This window comes from Blautia fusiformis (genome assembly GCF_020686995.1).
GTDB classification, from domain to species: Bacteria; Bacillota; Clostridia; order Lachnospirales; family Lachnospiraceae; genus Blautia_A; species Blautia_A fusiformis.
In genome coordinates, this window is record NZ_JAJEPT010000001.1 from 235426 (window position 1) to 253238 (window position 17813).

At 45.7% G+C, this 17813-nt stretch carries 17 protein-coding genes; 12 read left to right on the forward strand and 5 right to left on the reverse strand.

The features are described 5' to 3' along the window. Positions 1-19: 19 nt before the first annotated feature. Together LKD46_RS01215 and tpiA are read left to right on the forward strand one after the other, a co-directional pair. Positions 20-1216, forward strand: coding sequence for a phosphoglycerate kinase (locus LKD46_RS01215; protein ID WP_015527000.1), 1197 nt, complete (start codon positions 20-22; stop codon positions 1214-1216). A gap of 44 nt (positions 1217-1260) precedes the next feature. Beyond that, positions 1261-2010: a triose-phosphate isomerase gene (tpiA, locus tag LKD46_RS01220; protein ID WP_021977259.1), complete on the forward strand. Its 750-nt coding sequence runs from the start codon at positions 1261-1263 to the stop codon at positions 2008-2010. 115 nt (positions 2011-2125) lie between these two features. Here the strand turns inward: tpiA and LKD46_RS01225 are convergent, their stop codons facing one another. Beyond that, positions 2126-2374, reverse strand: a complete 249-nt coding sequence (locus LKD46_RS01225) for a helix-turn-helix domain-containing protein (protein ID WP_331465925.1) — start codon at positions 2372-2374, stop codon at positions 2126-2128. 131 nt (positions 2375-2505) lie between these two features. On the opposite strand from LKD46_RS01225, the gene LKD46_RS01230 reads away from it, so the two are divergent. The 7 genes from LKD46_RS01230 (at position 2506) to LKD46_RS01260 (ending at position 10885) form a co-directional block, all read left to right on the forward strand. Continuing rightward, entirely contained in the window at positions 2506-2727 is a 222-nt protein-coding gene (locus tag LKD46_RS01230) for a hypothetical protein (protein WP_021652279.1), read from the forward strand. Positions 2728-2910: 183 nt separating this feature from the next. Beyond that, positions 2911-4029, forward strand: a complete 1119-nt coding sequence (locus LKD46_RS01235) for an Mbeg1-like protein (RefSeq protein ID WP_173722595.1) — start codon at positions 2911-2913, stop codon at positions 4027-4029. Positions 4030-4082: 53 nt separating this feature from the next. Further along, the gene (locus LKD46_RS01240; RefSeq protein WP_227573679.1) at positions 4083-5378 is read left to right on the forward strand and encodes a homoserine dehydrogenase; all 1296 of its coding nucleotides are present in this window, start codon (positions 4083-4085) and stop codon (positions 5376-5378) included. A 211-nt stretch (positions 5379-5589) separates the two neighbouring features. After that, on the forward strand, positions 5590-7131 hold the full coding sequence (gene gpmI, locus LKD46_RS01245; RefSeq protein WP_059085365.1) for a 2,3-bisphosphoglycerate-independent phosphoglycerate mutase: 1542 nt from the start codon (positions 5590-5592) through the stop codon (positions 7129-7131). Between the two features lie 257 nt (positions 7132-7388). Then, positions 7389-8741: an MATE family efflux transporter gene (locus tag LKD46_RS01250; protein WP_092069591.1), complete on the forward strand. Its 1353-nt coding sequence runs from the start codon at positions 7389-7391 to the stop codon at positions 8739-8741. Between the two features lie 127 nt (positions 8742-8868). Next, the gene (locus LKD46_RS01255; protein ID WP_021652284.1) at positions 8869-10503 is read left to right on the forward strand and encodes a L,D-transpeptidase family protein; all 1635 of its coding nucleotides are present in this window, start codon (positions 8869-8871) and stop codon (positions 10501-10503) included. 82 nt (positions 10504-10585) lie between these two features. Next, positions 10586-10885 (forward strand): DUF3784 domain-containing protein, encoded by a 300-nt coding sequence (locus LKD46_RS01260; RefSeq protein ID WP_015527011.1) that lies wholly within the window; start codon positions 10586-10588, stop codon positions 10883-10885. 106 nt (positions 10886-10991) lie between these two features. Here LKD46_RS01260 and LKD46_RS01265 read toward each other — a convergent pair whose 3' ends face one another. Together LKD46_RS01265 and LKD46_RS01270 are read right to left on the reverse strand one after the other, a co-directional pair. After that, entirely contained in the window at positions 10992-12350 is a 1359-nt protein-coding gene (locus LKD46_RS01265) for an MATE family efflux transporter (RefSeq protein WP_173741545.1), read from the reverse strand. 2 nt (positions 12351-12352) lie between these two features. Beyond that, on the reverse strand, positions 12353-12973 hold the full coding sequence (locus tag LKD46_RS01270) for an HAD family hydrolase (RefSeq protein WP_022426437.1): 621 nt from the start codon (positions 12971-12973) through the stop codon (positions 12353-12355). Positions 12974-13276: 303 nt separating this feature from the next. Between LKD46_RS01270 and sfsA the strand changes: the two genes are divergently transcribed. From sfsA to LKD46_RS01285, 3 genes are read left to right on the forward strand one after another with little or no spacing between them, the layout of a single operon-like run. Beyond that, positions 13277-13957 (forward strand): DNA/RNA nuclease SfsA, encoded by a 681-nt coding sequence (gene sfsA / locus LKD46_RS01275; protein WP_022426438.1) that lies wholly within the window; start codon positions 13277-13279, stop codon positions 13955-13957. A gap of 12 nt (positions 13958-13969) precedes the next feature. Further along, on the forward strand, positions 13970-15025 hold the full coding sequence (gene mutY, locus LKD46_RS01280) for an A/G-specific adenine glycosylase (RefSeq protein WP_110102519.1): 1056 nt from the start codon (positions 13970-13972) through the stop codon (positions 15023-15025). Further along, positions 15022-16038, forward strand: a complete 1017-nt coding sequence (locus LKD46_RS01285) for a glycosyltransferase family 2 protein (RefSeq protein ID WP_021652289.1) — start codon at positions 15022-15024, stop codon at positions 16036-16038. The genes mutY and LKD46_RS01285 overlap by 4 nt, the downstream gene beginning before the upstream one ends. 25 nt (positions 16039-16063) lie before the next feature. On the opposite strand, the gene LKD46_RS01290 is transcribed toward LKD46_RS01285, so the two are convergent. After that, a complete protein-coding gene (locus LKD46_RS01290) occupies positions 16064-16753 on the reverse strand; it encodes a phosphatase PAP2 family protein (RefSeq protein ID WP_110102518.1) in 690 nt (229 codons plus the stop codon). A gap of 73 nt (positions 16754-16826) precedes the next feature. Next, positions 16827-17759 (reverse strand): diacylglycerol/lipid kinase family protein, encoded by a 933-nt coding sequence (locus tag LKD46_RS01295; RefSeq protein WP_110102517.1) that lies wholly within the window; start codon positions 17757-17759, stop codon positions 16827-16829. Between the last annotated feature and the right edge of the window lie 54 nt (positions 17760-17813).

Genomic DNA, 17813 nt, shown 5'->3' on the forward strand with positions numbered 1-17813 from the left:
AAGTTAAGGAGATATAGAGATGCTGAACAAAAAAAGTGTTGACGATATCAATGTAAAAGGACAGAAAGTACTTGTAAGATGCGACTTCAATGTTCCGCTTCAGGATGGAAAGATCACAGATGAGAACCGTCTTGTAGCTGCTCTTCCTACAATCAAGAAACTGATCGCAGACGGCGGAAAGGTTATCCTTTGCTCCCACCTTGGAAAACCGAAGGGAGAGCCGAAACCGGAGCTTTCTCTTGCACCTGTAGCAGTTCGTCTTTCTGAGCTTCTTGGCCAGGAAGTAAAATTTGCAGCAGATCCTGAGGTAGTAGGACCGAACGCAAAAGCTGCTGTAGCAGAGATGAAAGATGGCGATGTAGTTCTTCTTGAGAACACACGTTATCGTGCAGAAGAGACAAAGAACGAAGACAAGTTCAGCGAAGATCTTGCTTCCCTCTGTGATGTATTTGTAAATGATGCATTCGGAACTGCTCACAGAGCTCACTGCTCTAACGTAGGTGTTACCAAATATGTAAAAACAGCAGTTGTAGGATATCTGATGCAGAAAGAGATCGATTTTCTTGGAAACGCTGTAAACAATCCGGAGAGACCATTCGTAGCAATTCTTGGCGGTGCTAAGGTTTCCAGCAAGATCTCTGTAATCAACAACCTTCTTGACAAGGTAGATACACTGATCATCGGTGGTGGTATGTCCTATACATTCTCCAAGGCTATGGGCGGACATATCGGAACATCCCTCTGCGAGGATGATTACCTTCAGTATGCTCTTGACATGATGAAGAAAGCAGAGGAGAAGGGCGTGAAGCTTCTTCTTCCTGTAGATAACAGAATCGGTGATAACTTCTCCAACGACTGCAACATCCAGGTTGTAAAACGTGGTGAGATTCCGGACGGATGGGAAGGAATGGATATCGGACCGGAGACTGAGAAGCTTTTTGCAGACGCTGTAAAAGATGCCAAGACTGTTGTATGGAACGGACCGATGGGATGCTTCGAGATGCCGAACTTCGCTCATGGTACAGAAGCAGTTGCCAAAGCTCTTGCTGAGACAGATGCAACAACGATCATCGGTGGCGGTGATTCTGCAGCAGCTGTAAATATCCTCGGATATGGCGACAAGATGACACACATCTCCACAGGCGGCGGTGCTTCTCTTGAGTTCCTTGAGGGAAAAGAGCTTCCGGGTGTAGCAGCAGCTAACGATAAAGACTGATAAAAAATAAAGTGTTCCAAGAACACAAAAAAGGAGATAAAACCATGGCAAGAAAGAAAATCATTGCTGGAAACTGGAAAATGAACATGACACCAAGCGAGGCTGTAAAGCTTGTTGAGACTTTAAAACCGCTTGTTGTTAACGATGAAGTTGACGTAGTATTCTGCGTACCGGCTATCGACATCATCCCTGTTGTTGAGGCAGCTAAAGGTTCTAACATCCAGGTTGGTGCTGAGAACATGTACTTCGAGGAGAAAGGCGCTTACACAGGTGAGATCGCTCCGGCTATGCTCGTAGATGCAGGCGTTAAGTACGTTGTACTTGGACACTCCGAGAGAAGAGAGTACTTCGGTGAGACAAACGAGGACGTTAACAAAAAAATGCTCAAAGCTTTCGAGCATGGCATCACACCGATCATGTGCTGTGGTGAGACACTTACTCAGAGAGAGCAGGGCGTAACAATGGACTTCATCCGTCAGCAGGTTAAGGTTGGATTCCAGGGTGTTACAGCTGATCAGGCTAAGACAGCAGTTATCGCTTACGAGCCGATCTGGGCTATCGGAACAGGTAAGACAGCTACAACAGAGCAGGCTCAGGAAGTTTGCGCTGATATCCGTAAATGCATCGCTGAGATCTATGATGATGCTACAGCAGCAGAGATCCGTATCCAGTACGGCGGATCTGTAAACGCTGCAACAGCTCCTGACTTATTCGCTCAGGCTGACATCGATGGCGGTCTTGTAGGTGGCGCTTCCCTGAAACCAGATTTCGGAAAGATCGTAAACTACAAATAAGATTCACTTAAAAAGGGGCTTCGGCCCCTTTTTTTATATCTTTTTATAAAAAAACCAGAAAAACTCTCCCTGACACGGATAGCACAGCTAACAAAAAAGCTGCATCTGATCACAGTCAGAGAGAGTTTTTCTTATCTTCAGAGTAAGGATTGTTTTTCTCTGAAGCTTTTTCTGTATGTTCGTTCCTTTCGTCAGGCTCGGGAACGTGTTCCACAATGTCCTCGATCTCGCAGTGGAGAATGGAACACAGCCTGTCTATGGTATAAATTTCAACATTTTTATTTTTTCGAAGTCTGTCCAGAAGTGAACGGGTGATCTGATAATGTTCATAAAGATCATACTGAGTGATCCCACGCTTCTTCATCGTGACCCAAAATCTGTCATATTTTATCAGATATATATCCTGTCCGATTCATCCTTGAATTAATCTTATTATGAAGGTAAAATTGGAATCACAACAGTGTCCTTATATCGACACTACAGAAAGGAGAAGCAATGAGGAAGTTTTTTAAAATCTTAATTTCAGTGGTGATCACACTGTATTTTTCAGCTACCATGTTCTACTGCTTTGTGGCAGGAACACCGGATGACGGAAAAGGGGCAGTGATCTATATGATGTCAGCAGCAGGCCTGTCGATACTGTTTCCGGCTTTTACCTGCGGCTGCATTCATTACATCCTTTATCTCAGAAAAAAAATGGATGAAAGGAGCAAATGATCAGGATTTATGGTATGATAACAATAAATATCTGGCAGGGTATGTCGTTTCAGAAAACGGTTATCTGATAACGGCAGAAACGCATCAGATGGCTGTGTTGTGATGCAGCCGTTACGTATTATAATAGAAAGAAAGCCTGTAGCTGTGCGTAAGACGCTTATATGATCATTTGCGGAGGATTTTATGGGGAATATTCTGGATTATCTTGACTGGAGAGGAGATCTTACCTTTGAGCAGTCACCCTTTAATGAAGTTGACAATCTGATACTGGCGTGTTTTTCCTATCTTGATCTGGATGAGAGGGCAGAAGTAAAAAACGGAAATACTCTTTCTGTAGAAGAACTCTTTGCGGCTTTTTCCAGACGGGAAATGAAGAAGGATCTGAAAGCAGAAAGTGCATTTCTGCAGAATACACCGGTGCTCCTTGAAAAAATGGCCTGTGCGGAGAGATTCCGGAAATGTACAGTAGGAGGCTTTGTCAATGAAATCCTTTCCAGTCAGGCTCAGCAGTTTGCGGCAGTGACTATAGGACTGGATGATGGAACCACATATATTTCCTTTCGGGGAACCGATGATACCATTGTGGGATGGAAGGAGGATTTTAACTTAAGCAACGGAGTTGTTCCTTCGCACAGAAAAGCGTTGGGATATCTGGAAACGCATGGAACTTATATACAGTCCATGCTGCGGATCGGCGGTCATTCCAAAGGCGGAAATCTGGCTATGTATGCAGCGATGCAGTGCAGTGACATCCTGCAGGAAAAGCTTCTTTCTGTCTATGATAATGATGGCCCGGGTTTTCCAGAAGGATTTTTCAGTCCCGGAAGAGTGGAAAGGGTTTTGCCAAAAGTCACTCGTATCATTCCCGAGGCATCTGTGATCGGTATGTTGCTCAGCCACCAGAAAGATCCGCGGATCGTAGCCAGTACACAGAAGGGAATCCTGCAGCATGATGCTTTTACCTGGGAGGTAATGGGGCCATCCTTTATAGAGAAAGAAAGTTTGACAAGAAGAGCTGCGGCGTCAGATCGAAGTCTTCATAAATGGATCGACCATATGGATGAAAAGCAGAGAGAGCATCTCATCGGGGAACTCTTTTCTGTGTTGGAAGCAACCGGAGCAGATACCATTTCCCAAATCCAGGAAGGTGGCCTGAAAAGTCTGGCTGCCATGGTGCGCCAGCTGGATAAACTGGAACCACAGTCAAAAGCTATGGTGCAGGAACTGATCACCGGACTTTTTGGCAGCTGGCTGGAATTGCTTCCTCTGCCGGAACTTGACAAAAAGCGTTTTCTGCCATAACATAGGAGTTACTCTGATAAAAATTGGAAAAAACGGAAAGGGGACATCAGAAAATGAACGAAAAAGTCGTAAATGCGGCCCTTCTTGGTCTCGGAACAGTAGGAACCGGTGTATATAAAGTGATCAAAAGCCAGGAGCAGGAAATGACAGCCAAGCTTGGATGCCAAGTAAAGATCACAAAGATCCTGGTGCGTAACCTTGAGAAAGCGTCCGGGAAGGTAGACGATCCTTCTGTTCTTACAACAGACTGGGCAGATATTGAGGGAGATCCTTCCATTGATATTGTGATCGAGCTGATCGGCGGGATCGAGCCGGCACGTACTTATATCCTTGCAGCACTGAAAGACGGCAAGAACGTTGTAACTGCAAACAAGGATCTGATCGCAGTCCACGGAAAAGAGATCCTGGAAACTGCCAGGGCAGCGCAGAAGGATTTTCTGTTTGAGGCAGCAGTTGCCGGAGGAATCCCGATCATCAGCCCGTTGAAGAACAGTCTTGAGGCCAACCATGTAACGGAAGTTATGGGAATCGTAAACGGAACTACGAACTTTATCCTTACCAAGATGTCCCAGGAGGGAATGGAATTTTCAGATGCTCTTGCTCTTGCTACAGAACTTGGATATGCAGAGGCAGATCCTACTGCAGATATCGAGGGAATTGATGCTGGAAGAAAGGTTGCCATCCTTGCATCAGTTGCCTTTAATTCCAGAGTTACCCTTGATAATGTTCATATAGAAGGAATCACAAAGATCACGGCAAAGGATATCCGTTACGCAAAAGAAATGGGCTGCGAGATCAAGCTTCTGGGTGTTGCACGCTGTCAGGAGGACGGCGTTGAGGCCTATGTCTGCCCGATGCTGATCCCGGCAGAGCATCCCCTTGCATCCGTCAATGATTCTTATAATGCGGTTTTTGTACACGGAGATGCAGTAGGAGATACCATGTTCTACGGACGTGGAGCAGGTGAGCTTCCTACAGCAAGTGCGGTTGCCGGTGATGTATTTGAGGTAGTCCGTAATATGAAGGCAGATTGCTGCGGAAGAGTAGGCTGCACCTGCTATAAGACACTTCCGGTAAAAAATATGGCAGATACCCATAACCGTTATTTCCTCCGCCTGCAGGTAGAGGACCGCTGCGGTGTGCTGGCTGAAATCCTGGAGCATTTTGCAAAATATCAGGCAAGCGTGGCACAGATCATGCAGAAAGAAAGCAAGAGACCGGATACCGCAGAGGTTGTTGTGATCACCAAACTTGTAAGCGAGGGCGCTTTCTTTAAGGTTAAGGAAGAACTGGAAAACAGCGCATCTGTAAGAAAGATTTCTTCTATGATCCGTGTATACCAGAAATAATATCTTTCGCGTAAATTTACAGATCAGCTGTATCAGTTGTCGGGAAATTGAAAACAGACAAATTTTTGTCAAAGAAAACGTTGCAAAATTTCTGGATTTTGGTACTATATAAAATGGAAAACAAAAGAATCCTGAATGGTACAGAGGGTTTCAGAATCAGTGAAGAGCTGTGCCGGACAGATTTTCGATCAAAGATAAGAAGGGGAAAATTATGAGCAAAAAACCAACAGTTTTAATGATCCTTGATGGATACGGACTCAATGACAGACATGACGGAAATGCTGTATATGAGGCAAAAACACCGGTTATGGACGGACTCATGAAAGATTATCCGTTTGTAAAAGGCAATGCCAGCGGTCTTGCGGTAGGTCTTCCGGACGGACAGATGGGTAACTCCGAGGTTGGTCATATGAACATGGGCGCAGGCCGTATCGTATACCAGGAGCTTACAAGGATCACAAAAGAGATCCAGGACGGCGATTTCTTCAAGAATGAGGCACTTCTTACTGCTATGAAGAATGCAAAAGACAACGATTCCGCGATCCATTTTATGGGACTTCTTTCTGACGGTGGAGTACACAGCCACAATACACATCTCTACGGACTTCTTGAGATGGCAAAGAGAGAGGGACTCAAGAAAGTTTACGTACACTGCTTCCTGGATGGACGTGACACACCGCCTGCATCCGGTAAAGAGTTTGTAGAGCAGCTGGAAGCTAAAATGAAAGAGATCGGCGTTGGTGAGATCGGTGTGATCTCCGGACGTTATTATGCAATGGATCGTGATAACCGCTGGGATCGTGTTGAGCTTGCATATAAAGCTCTTACACAGGGCGAAGGCGTAAAGGGAACAGATGCTGCAGCAGCAGTTCAGGCTTCCTATGATGATGACAAGACAGATGAATTTGTGCTTCCGACTGTTATCGAGAAGGACGGCAAACCGGTTGCAACTATTTCCGATAAGGATTCCGTTGTATTCTTCAACTTCCGTCCGGACCGTGCAAGAGAGATCACAAGAGCTTTCTGTGATGACGATTTTAAGGGCTTTGAGAGAGCAAAGAGACTGGATACCACATTCGTATGCTTCACAGAGTATGATGATACCATCCAGAATAAGCTGGTAGCATTCCACAAGGTTCTTCTTCACAATACCTTTGGTGAGTACCTTGCAGCTCACGATATGACACAGGCACGTATCGCCGAGACAGAGAAATATGCACATGTTACATTCTTCTTCAACGGTGGTGTTGAGGAACCAAACAAAGGAGAGGACAGAATCCTTGTAAAATCCCCGAAGGTTCCGACTTACGATATGCAGCCGGAGATGAGTGCACCGGAGGTTTGTGAAAAGCTTGTAGAGGCGATCAAATCTGACAAATATGATGTGATCATCATCAACTTTGCGAACCCGGATATGGTTGGCCATACAGGTGTTGAGGCAGCTGCGATCAAGGCTGTTGAGACTGTTGATGCGTGTGTTGGTAAGGCTGTAGAGGCGATCAAAGAGGTTGACGGACAGCTCTTTATCTGCGCTGACCATGGTAACGCAGAGCAGCTTGTAAATTATGAAACAGGTGAGCCGTGGACAGCTCATACAACGAACCCGGTACCGTTTATCCTTGTAAACGCAGATCCGAAATACACACTTCGTGAGAACGGATGTCTTGCAGATATCGTTCCGACTCTGATCCAGCTTATGGGTATGGAGCAGCCGAAGGAAATGACAGGAGAGTCTCTTCTTGTTGAGAAATAAATAAGCTTCACGGAATCCCGGCAGATTTTTACGGATCTGCCGGGATTTTTTCATCCGATTGTTTCTGTTTCCACACATGAAAAAAATTTTCAAAATCATCTTGTAAAATCATTCCATTTCAACTATAATCCCTCTGATACATAAAAACAGGTAACTTTTGAGCAACTGTAAAGTTACAGAAAGAATAATAAAAAGAATAACAAAAAGCAGCACAAAGTTTATGAACGATCAAATTAAATGGGGGGAAAAAAGATTTCATGAAAACAGACATGACACAGGGAAAACCGGTAAAAGTGCTCCTGGGATTTACGATCCCGGTATTTATTGGTAATGTATTTCAGCAGTTCTACAATATGGTAGATGCGGTGGTTGTAGGAAAATTTGTAGGAACAAAGGCACTGGCGGCAGTTGGCTCAACAGGAACTATCATCTTTTTGATCATAGGCTTTCTTCTGGGACTTACTGCCGGTTTTACCGTACTGACTGCACAGAAGTACGGTGCGGGAAAAATGGATGAGATGCGTCAGACCGTGGGAAATGCACTGATCCTGACAGCGCTGGTCTCGGCAGTGATGACAGCAGTCAGCATGACAGGTATGCATGCACTTCTGAAATTTATGCATACGCCGGATGATATTTTCAAGGATGCATATGCTTACGTTATGATCATCTGCGGAGGGATTTTTGCCCAGGCATTATATAATATCCTGGCCAGTATCCTCCGTGCACTGGGAAACAGTAAGGTACCACTGTATTTTCTGATCTTATCTGCAATGCTGAATATTGTGCTTGACCTTGTATTTATCATCGTGTTTAAGCTGGGAGCACCTGGAGCAGCCTGGGCTACCATTATTTCCCAGGGAGTTTCAGGAGTCTTATGTCTGGTATATATCTGGAAGTTTGTGCCGGAGCTCCGTATGAAAAAAGAAGACTGGTATTTTAGACGTAACCTCGCAGCCAAGCAGATCGGTGTGGGAATCCCAATGGGACTGCAGTATTCCATTACGGCGATCGGAACCATGATGGTACAGTCAGCCTTAAATATGCTTGGCTCTTATGCGGTGGCGGCGTTTACAGCAGGAAGTAAGATCGAGCAGATCTTCACCCAGGCATATGTGGCACAGGGAACTGCCAGCGCTACCTACAATGCACAGAATATCGGAGCCGGAAAGCTTGAGAGAGTGCGGGAAGGCTTCCGGGCTTCGCATTTTATAGGAATTGTATATTCTGTTGTTGTTGGCAGTTTTCTGTTCTTTGCGGGAAAATATTTCGCATATCTGTTTATCTCAGATAACATTAAAGAAGTGCTTCCTATGGTAGCAATCTATGTAAAATGTGTGGCACTGTTTTTTATTCCTCTGTATTTTGTCAATGTACTGCGAAACGGGATCCAGGGAATGGGATATGGTCTTCTTCCTATGATGGCCGGTGTGGCTGAGCTTGCAGGAAGAGGGATCACCGCTACCGTTGCAGCCGGAAAAAGCAGCTATATCGGTACCTGTCTTGCAAGTCCGGTGGCCTGGATCTTTGCGTCAGTGCTCCTTTGGGTAATGTATTTCTATGTTATGAAAGATATGGCGCGGAAGCTGTACGGTACAAATAAGTTATAAAAAAACCGTGAAATGAGATGCAATTTCCGGAAAGTATGATATAATGAAAAAGCTGGTGAGTAAGACCAGAAAGTATCAATGGAAAGATGCCTTTTTTGAAGGCACATGAACATAGAGGTGAATAAATATGAGCAACGATGAAAAGAGGGATATCGAGGACAGGATCAATGATGCCATGGCAAAGATCGTCAGTGATACTGCAGGAGAGCCTCAGCCTGAAAATAAAAATAACAGATCAGCTGCTCACAAGTCGGCACGACCTTCGAAATCAGCAAGGCCAAGGAAGATCACCTACGTACCTATCGATGAATCTGAATTTGAACCTATTGTTATACCCGAAAAGAAAAAGCATAAGGCACTGAAGGTGACCGGAATGATCGCCGCCATGGTTTTGGTAGTGGCAGGCTGTGCATATGCAGGAGTATCTTATTATTATACCAGTCATTTCTTTGAGGGCACAACGATTAACGGGATCGACAGCTCCAACAGGACTGCATATGAGGTTGAGCAGGAGATCGCAAAAAAAATGGAAGGCTATTCCATCCAGGTAAAGGCCAGAGATCAGGAACCGCAGACGATAGAAGGAACGGATATCAGTTATCGTTATATATCCAGTGGTGAAGTTCTGAAGCTTTTGAAAGCGCAGAAGCCCTATGAATGGGTGAGAGGATTTTTTGAAAAGACGACTTACACAGCCAGTGAGCAGACAGCTTTTGACAAGTCAAAGCTGGAGTCAGAAGTGAAAGCACTGAACTGTGCCCAGAAAGAGAATCAGGTAGCACCGGAGAATGCGTACGTAAGCTTTAATGATTCCGAGTTTACGATCGTGCCGGAGACAGTGGGAAGTGAACTGAAGGTAAAAGAAGCCTATCAGATGATCAGTGATGCTATCAGCAGCGATGACGGGGAAGTAGATCTTGGCAGTAACCCGGATGCTTATGTGAAAGCAGATGTGACCAGCGACAGTGCAGATCTGCAGGCAACGGTGGATGCATATAATAACTTTGCGAGGGCAAGCATCACCTACACATTTGGAGATGAGACAGTAACACTTGATGGAAGCACCATCAAGAACTGGCTGCAGTTTGACGAAAAGGGCCAGCTGATCCAGGATGATGCATCCTTCAAACAGCATATCGTGGATTATGTGGCACAGCTTGCAGCGGATCATGATACAGTAGGTACAGAGCGTCAGTTCCAGACAACAAGCGGAAGAACTGTTTCGGTTTCCGGTTCTGCATATGGCTGGAAGATCGATCAGGACGGAGAGGTGGCACAGCTTACCCAGGAGATCCAGTCCGGAGCTCAGACGACCAGAGAGCCGGTTTATTCCATGAGAGCCAATTCCTATGGTGTGAATGATCTGGGAAATACCTACATTGAAGTGGACCTTACAGAACAGTATATGTGGTATTATCAGGATGGAAATGTGATCTTTGAATCAGATATCGTATCCGGACTTGCAAGTGATCCCAAGAGAAAAACACCTCCTGGAATCTTCACCTTGTACTATAAGAAGAGCCCGGATGTGTTACGTGGCACCAAGAAACCAGACGGAACCTATTCCTATGAACAGCCGGTAACCTACTGGATGCCGTTTAACGGAGGCATTGGATTCCATGATGCAGACTGGCAGCCGTATTTTGGAGGCGATCGGTATCTAACCGGAGGTTCCCACGGCTGTATCAATATGCCGCCGGATAAAGCGGGAGAGCTTTACAACATTATCCAGTATAATGTTCCGATCGTCTGTTTCTATTGATCGGAGCTGTAGTCAAAAAACAAACAGGAGCCAGCCGGTGATCCGGTGTGTGGCTCCTGTTCTTTAGCAGGAGGAAAACATTATGTTTGATCAGTCATTCAGCTTTATACTTACAATCGCAGCACTGGTAGTAGGATTTATGCTTTTTACCGGACACGGTTCCTTTTTTATGAAAGGCGGAAACACACAGGCCAGAGCCCAGAAGTATGATGAGAAAAAAATGGAAAAGGTTTCAGGAATCTGTCTGATACTTATCGGAGTGGCTACAGGAGTTGACGCATTCACCACAAGTGTAGCAGCAAAGATTGCCTATGTAGTAATTCTGTTTGTGATACTTGCGGTATTTCTGTTTGTACTCAGAACAAAATGTATCAAAAAATGATCAGAAGTATCAGAACTATCCTTTAGGTAAAAAAGCAGAACTCCCCGTGAAACGGTAACCTGTCTGATCAGGCTCCGGTATCCGCGGGGAGTTTTTCTGTCTGTATTTAGTTTAATTTCGTTCGGCTGGTCTGCCGGAATGTCAGAGTAAAGATGATTCCCTTTACGATAGAAGTAAGGGAAAGTGCCCACCAGATACCATTGAGTCCCATTCCCGCATGAGTCAGCAGCATGGCAAGCGGGATTCTGGCCCCTGTCAGGATAATACTGATGATACTGCAGAGCTTGGTCATACCAAGGCCGGACAGTGCACCGATGGTCATCAGCTCAATGGCCATGAAAGCCTCACAGAAGCCGATGATGATCAGGTAATTTACAGAAATCCCAAGGGATTCCGGATCATGGAAAAACAGTCCGGAGATCGGGCGTGGGAGCAGCACAAAGGCTGCAGTTATGATAAGGCCCCAGATTGTCAGGATACCAAAGGAAATACGGTAGCCCTGGCGGATGCGGTCGTATTTTTTTGCACCGAAATTCTGTGCGGTAAAAGCATTTAAGGCAGAGGCAAAGCCGTCCGCGGTGTTCCAGGAAACGGATTCAATCTGTCCGCCCACACGCTGGACAGCAATGGCAGCAGCACCGAAGGCGGAAACCATTCTGGTCAGTACCATGGAGATCATACAGTAGAGCATGCTCTGGATAGCGGTTGGAAAACCAATGCGGAAGATATTTTTATAAAATTTTCTCGGAAAACGTGAAAAAAGATGAAGTTCACGAAGTACATTTGTTTCCAGCCCGGAAGTAAAGATCCGGAAAACCAGCACTGCAAAAACCAGAAACTGTGCAGTTACTGTGGCAATGGCAGCACCTGCCGTTTCAAGCCGTGGAAAAGGTCCAATGCCAAGGATTAGGAGCGGATCCAGGAGCATATTTCCCACAAGTCCAAGAAAATTGGCCATCAGTGGAGACCTGGAATCTCCCTGGGCTGTAAAAAGTCCGGTGAGAGTCAGGTTCAGGAAGGAAAAAATGATCAGTCCGCAGGTGATCAGCATATAAGATCTGGCAGAAGAATATGCTTCCGGGTCTGTCAGATTAAAAAATCCGATCAGAGGATCAAGAAATATAATACTTGCTGCAGCAAATAAGAGCCCGAAGAGAATGGTCATCTGCAGGGCACTGGCCGCGTAGGAACGTGCCTCTTTATAATCCTTCCGGCCGCAGGACTGTGCGGTGTTTACCTGTCCGCCCATTCTCGGAAGGGCTACAAGTCCCTGGGAAAGCCACACATACATGCCGCCCACACCGACACCGGCAACTGCCTTGGAGCCCAGAAGTCCGATCCAGGCCATATCTGTGATATTATAGGCAGTTCCAAGAAGGGAAGATGCCATGATAGGAAGAGCAAGCTCTGAAAGCGTTTTCAGGATCGGACCGGAAGTAAGGTCTATGGATTTTGATTTTTTCATACTCATCTGCATATCTCCGTAAGGTCAAAAGGCCTGGTGATCCGGTAATCCGGTTTATCCACCTGACCGAAACCGTATTCAGCAAAGATAAAAGGAACTCCTGCTTTCTGGCAGGCATTAAAGTCTCCTATAGTATCACCGATATAAACCGGATCGGAAAGATTATTATCCTCGCGGATCTTCATGATATTTTCCGCTTTGGCCATGCCGGTGTCACCTGGACAGAGATGGCCCTTGAAATAGTGTCCGAAGCCTGTGGATTTCAGGAACACTTCAATATATCCGGCCTGGCAGTTACTGACGATAAAAAGAGGAAAACGGCTGGAAAGAATCTTCAGTGTTTCCTCAAGATCCGGATACAGCGGAGCACATTTGCGAAGCAGTGCCTCGTGCTCTGCCTGGCAGCAGCCGTCGATGATACGAAGCTGTTCTGCTTCCGGAAGCTCAGGGAAAAGAGCCTTTGCGATATCCGGCAGCAGCTGGCCGAAAAGCCCCATCAGTCGTTTGGCGCTTACGTCGGTATCCATGTGCTCCGTATGGATAAGGTAATCACTCCAGGCCTCAGCTACGATTCCGGTGGAATCCCAGAGCGTACCGTCAACATCAAAAATAATACTGTCCATCAGAAAAACCTCCCCAAAAAACTATGATATGTAAAAAAAGCAACCCTTTGTACTGGACATAGTACAAAACAAGTTACTGTTCACTCCGTTCTCAGCAATACGCTTCACGATGCACAGAATTTATGCTAATCGAATAAATTCGCGCGGTATGTCTCGGGTTTTCTGTGGCCTTCGCTCACAAAAAACACCTCGCAGAATATTACCAGTGAACAGTTATCAAAACAATTCTATATGAGAAAAGAAAAAAAAGCAACTGCGCTTTTGAAGATTTTATGTTATAGTAAGGGTTACGAGGGAAAAACTATGAATTATAAGAATACGATCAGAGGTATATTCAAAGACAGGCCTAACCGTTTTATCGCTCATGTGCAGATCGGGGATCAGCTGGAAACGGTCCATGTGAAGAATACAGGCAGATGCCGGGAACTTCTTGTTCCGGAAGCAGAAGTGATCCTGGAAAAGAGTGATAATCCTGCCAGGAAAACGAAATACGATCTGATCAGTGTGAACAAGGAGGGCCGCTGGATCAATATGGATTCCCAGGCCCCAAATAAAGCAGCAGAAGAGTGGGTGGCGGCCGGAAATCTTTTTCCGGAGAAAGTGACTGTCAGGAGAGAAAAGACATACGGAAATTCCCGTTTTGACCTGTATGTGGAATCCGGGAAGCGAAAGGCTTTTATCGAGGTAAAAGGCGTCACTCTGGAAGAAAATAATATCGTGCGTTTTCCGGACGCACCTACAGAACGGGGGATCAAGCATCTCTGTGAGCTGATGCATGCAGCAGCTGACGGCTATGAGGCGTATCTTCTTTTGGTGATCCAGATGAAGGGTGTAAGGTATTTTGAACCAAATCGGGAGACACATCCGGAATTTGGAGAAACACTTAAGGCGGCAGCAGATGCCGGTGTTCACATCCTGGCCTATGACTGTGTTGTCACGGAAGATTCCATGAAGATATGTGATCCGATACCGGTAAGATTATAGAAAGGAAACGATATGCCTGAAAACATTGCAGAACCCCTTCTGAAATGGTACGATAAAAACAAAAGGATCCTGCCCTGGAGAGATAAAGACAATGCCTATTATACCTGGGTATCTGAGATCATGCTCCAGCAGACCCGAGTGGAAGCGGTGAAACCTTATTTTCAGCGCTTTATCCAGGAACTTCCGGATGTAGCAGCCCTTGCGGCGGCACCGGAAGAGAGGATCATCAAGCTGTGGGAAGGCCTTGGCTATTACAGCCGTGTCCGCAACATGCAGAAAGCGGCTGTTCAGGTCATGGAAGAATATGGAGGCAGGATCCCTGAGGATTTTGAGACACTTCTCTCGTTAAAAGGAATAGGAAGATATACGGCAGGTGCCATTGCGTCCATTGCCTACGGAAAGAAAGTCCCTGCAGTAGATGGAAATGTGTTGCGGGTATACGCAAGACTCACCGAAAACCGTGGAGATATCATGAAACAGTCTGTACGGAAATCGGTGGAAAATGATCTTACAGAGCAGATGTTTGAGGACAGACCAGGGGATTTCAACCAGGCTATGATGGAGCTGGGAGCTGTAGTCTGTGTTCCAAACGGAGCAGCAAAGTGCGAAGAATGCCCGTTGGGGCATTTTTGCCTTGCCAGAAAGCATGGAACTGTAGAAGAACTTCCCGTAAAAGCACCGAAGAAAGCCCGCACCATAGAACAGCGAACGGTCCTTGTGATCCAGGACGGAGCAGGCACAGCGATCCGTAAACGTCCGGATACAGGACTTCTGGCAGGCCTTTATGAGCTTCCAAATGTGGAAGGACATCTGACGGAGAAGGCGGCACTTGCCCGGGTAAAAGCCATGGGGCTGGAACCACTGCGGATCGAAGCACTGCCGGATGCGAAGCACATTTTTTCCCATATTGAATGGAGGATGTGTGCTTATCGTATCGCTGTATCCTCTCTGGAAGAAGCACCGCAGGGGGAGTTCCTGTTTGTGGATAAGAGAGAATCCGATAAAAAATATGCAATACCATCTGCGTTTCGCGCATACACCAGATATATGAAGGAGGAAAACACATGAAACTTTTGAGCGTAGCAATACCATGCTATAATTCAGAGGCTTATATGTCAAAATGCATCAATTCCCTGCTGATCGGAGGAGAGGAAGTAGAGATCATCATTGTAGATGATGGCTCCAGTGACCGTACTGCCGAGATCGCAGATGATTATGCCGAGAAATATCCAACTATCGTAAAAGCCATACATCAGGAAAATGGCGGCCATGGACAGGCAGTCAACACAGGGATCAAAAACGCAACAGGACTTTATTTCAAGGTTGTGGACAGTGATGACTGGGTAAATCAGGATGCCTACTATGAGGTCCTGAAAACACTTTATGAACTGATACGTGGGGCTGAGACCGTGGATCTTCTCATCAGTAATTTCGTTTATGAGAAGCAGGGAGCTACCCGCAAAAAGGTCATGCAGTACAGACACTGTTTTCCGACAAACCAGATTTTCGGATGGGATGAGGTACGCCACATGAAAAAAGGCCAGTATCTCCTTATGCATTCCATGATATACCGTACAAAACTTCTCCATGACTGTGGAATGGAGCTTCCGAAGCATACGTTCTACGTAGATAACCTGTTTGCGTTTGAGCCGCTTCCCTATGTAAAAAATCTCTATTATCTGGATGTAAATTTCTATCGATATTTTATTGGAAGAGATGATCAGTCTGTCAATGAGAAAGTGATGATCAAGCGTATCGATCAGCAGATCCGTGTAAACAAACTGATGGTGGACGCCTATCTGAAGGCTAATGTGAGCAACCGCAGACTTCGTGCTTATATGTTCAGCTATCTGGATATCATCACAACCGTTTCTTCGATCATGCTGGTAAGAGCTGCAACGCAGGAATGCCTGGATAAAAAACAGGAGCTGCAGGATTACATCAAAGATCAGAATATGGGACTGTACCGGAAGCTTCGGAGAAGTCTCTTCGGAAGGGTGTCCAATCTTCCCGGAAGAGGTGGAAGAAAGATGTTTGTGGCAGCCTATAAGATCTGTCAGAAGTTTTATGGATTTAATTAAAAAAAGCCCCCAACGGGGCTTTTTTTTATAAATTCTGTTCCGGCTTCTTCTTGCGCATATGAGATAGGGAACGCTGTTCCTCGTAATCCTCCACTCTCTGTGGATAGAACAGGAGATGTCCGAACAGTGCCAGTGTGGTACCAAGACATACATCGATCACGGAGTGCTGCTTGATAAACATGGTGGACAGGATGATCAGAACAGAAAGGATCAGAGCTCCTCGCTGAAGCCATTTCCTGTCTTTTAGTGCCTGGCAGTGATGAATGGCAAAATAAACAGCCAGGGAATTAAATACATGGATACTTGGCAGGATATTGGTGGGAGTATCTGTCCGATAGATCTCAGCCACCAGTCGTGTAAAGATGTTGCTTCTGGGGAATACCGCAGGGCGGAGATACTGAACGTTCGGATAGATGTAGGAAACAACAAGGAAAACCGTCATTCCCATCATCAGGTTGAAGATCAGCTGGAAATATTCCTTTTTATTCTTATTGCGAAACAGGAAATACACAACCGTCATTACCACATATGGAAACCATAAAAGGTACGGAATAATAAAAATCTCGCAGAACGGGATCATATCATCAAAAACAGTATGTACAACATGGTAGGCTCGTACAGGCCGCTGCTCCAGATATCCAAACAGGATAAGATAGGCAACGAAATAGATCGCTATGATAAAACCGTGCCTGTATTTTTTAATTTTACTCAACATTTTGCCGCTCCTTTTCTTGAGGTATGGCTGATGTCAGCCTTAAGCTTCTTTTTTGTTAAGTATCTACCTGCTACTATAACACAGGCATTATGATTTTTAAAGGTTTCTTTTCAATGGTCACAGAAAATTCACGCTGGATTCCGCCGGATTCTCCGTCTTTATGCACAGGAAGGGAATGGGCACTTGTAATATGTACGTTCCTGCACTGTAAAATATGTACACCGCGAATGCGGGTATGTTTTCCCCAGAGAGCGCTCGGCAGGCAGAACAGCATTTTCAGCTTGGAGATTCCTTCAATAACGATCACATCCAGTAAACCATCCTCCGGACTGGCGTCTGGACAGAATTTAAAGCCTCCGCCTTCATATTTCTGGTTCATTACAGCCGCAAACCAAGTCCTGCTGAAGGTTTGTGGTTTGTTTCCGTCAAGTGTTATCGTGACCGGGGACGGAGTAAGGAAGAGAAATTGCTTCAGTGCCACCATAAGGTAGATGAGTTTACCCATATGGAGACGGTTGAGAAATTTTTTGCCAGGTGTGATCAGGACTTCCTGACAGATTGCCGCATCGTAGCCCATTCCTGCACTGATGCCGAAACGGTAGGAATGGCTGCCAAGGTGGAGAACAGGAACATCCATGAAAATGGTCCGTCTGTTCTCAAGAATAGAGCGAAGCGCTTCAAAAGGATCAAAGGGCAGGCCCATACTGCGGCAGAAATCGTTGCCGGACCCGACCGGAATAAATCCGAAAACAACCGAAGACAGATCAATGATCCCGGTAAGTACTTCATAAATAGTGCCGTCACCGCCTACTGTTACCAGAGTTACCGGATCCTCCGGTGTTCCGGCGGCACTGATCCTTCGTGCCAGTACTGTGGCGTGTCCCACATATTCTGTGAGAAAATACTGATATGAGATCCCCTGACTTTCCATGATGCTGCGAAGCCGGTTCCAGACATTACGTCCCTCACCGGATCTTGAATTGGGATTCACAATAAAAGAATACATAATAAAAAACCTCCAGACAACTGTCAGCTTTATCATAACATTGACGTTCGGCTT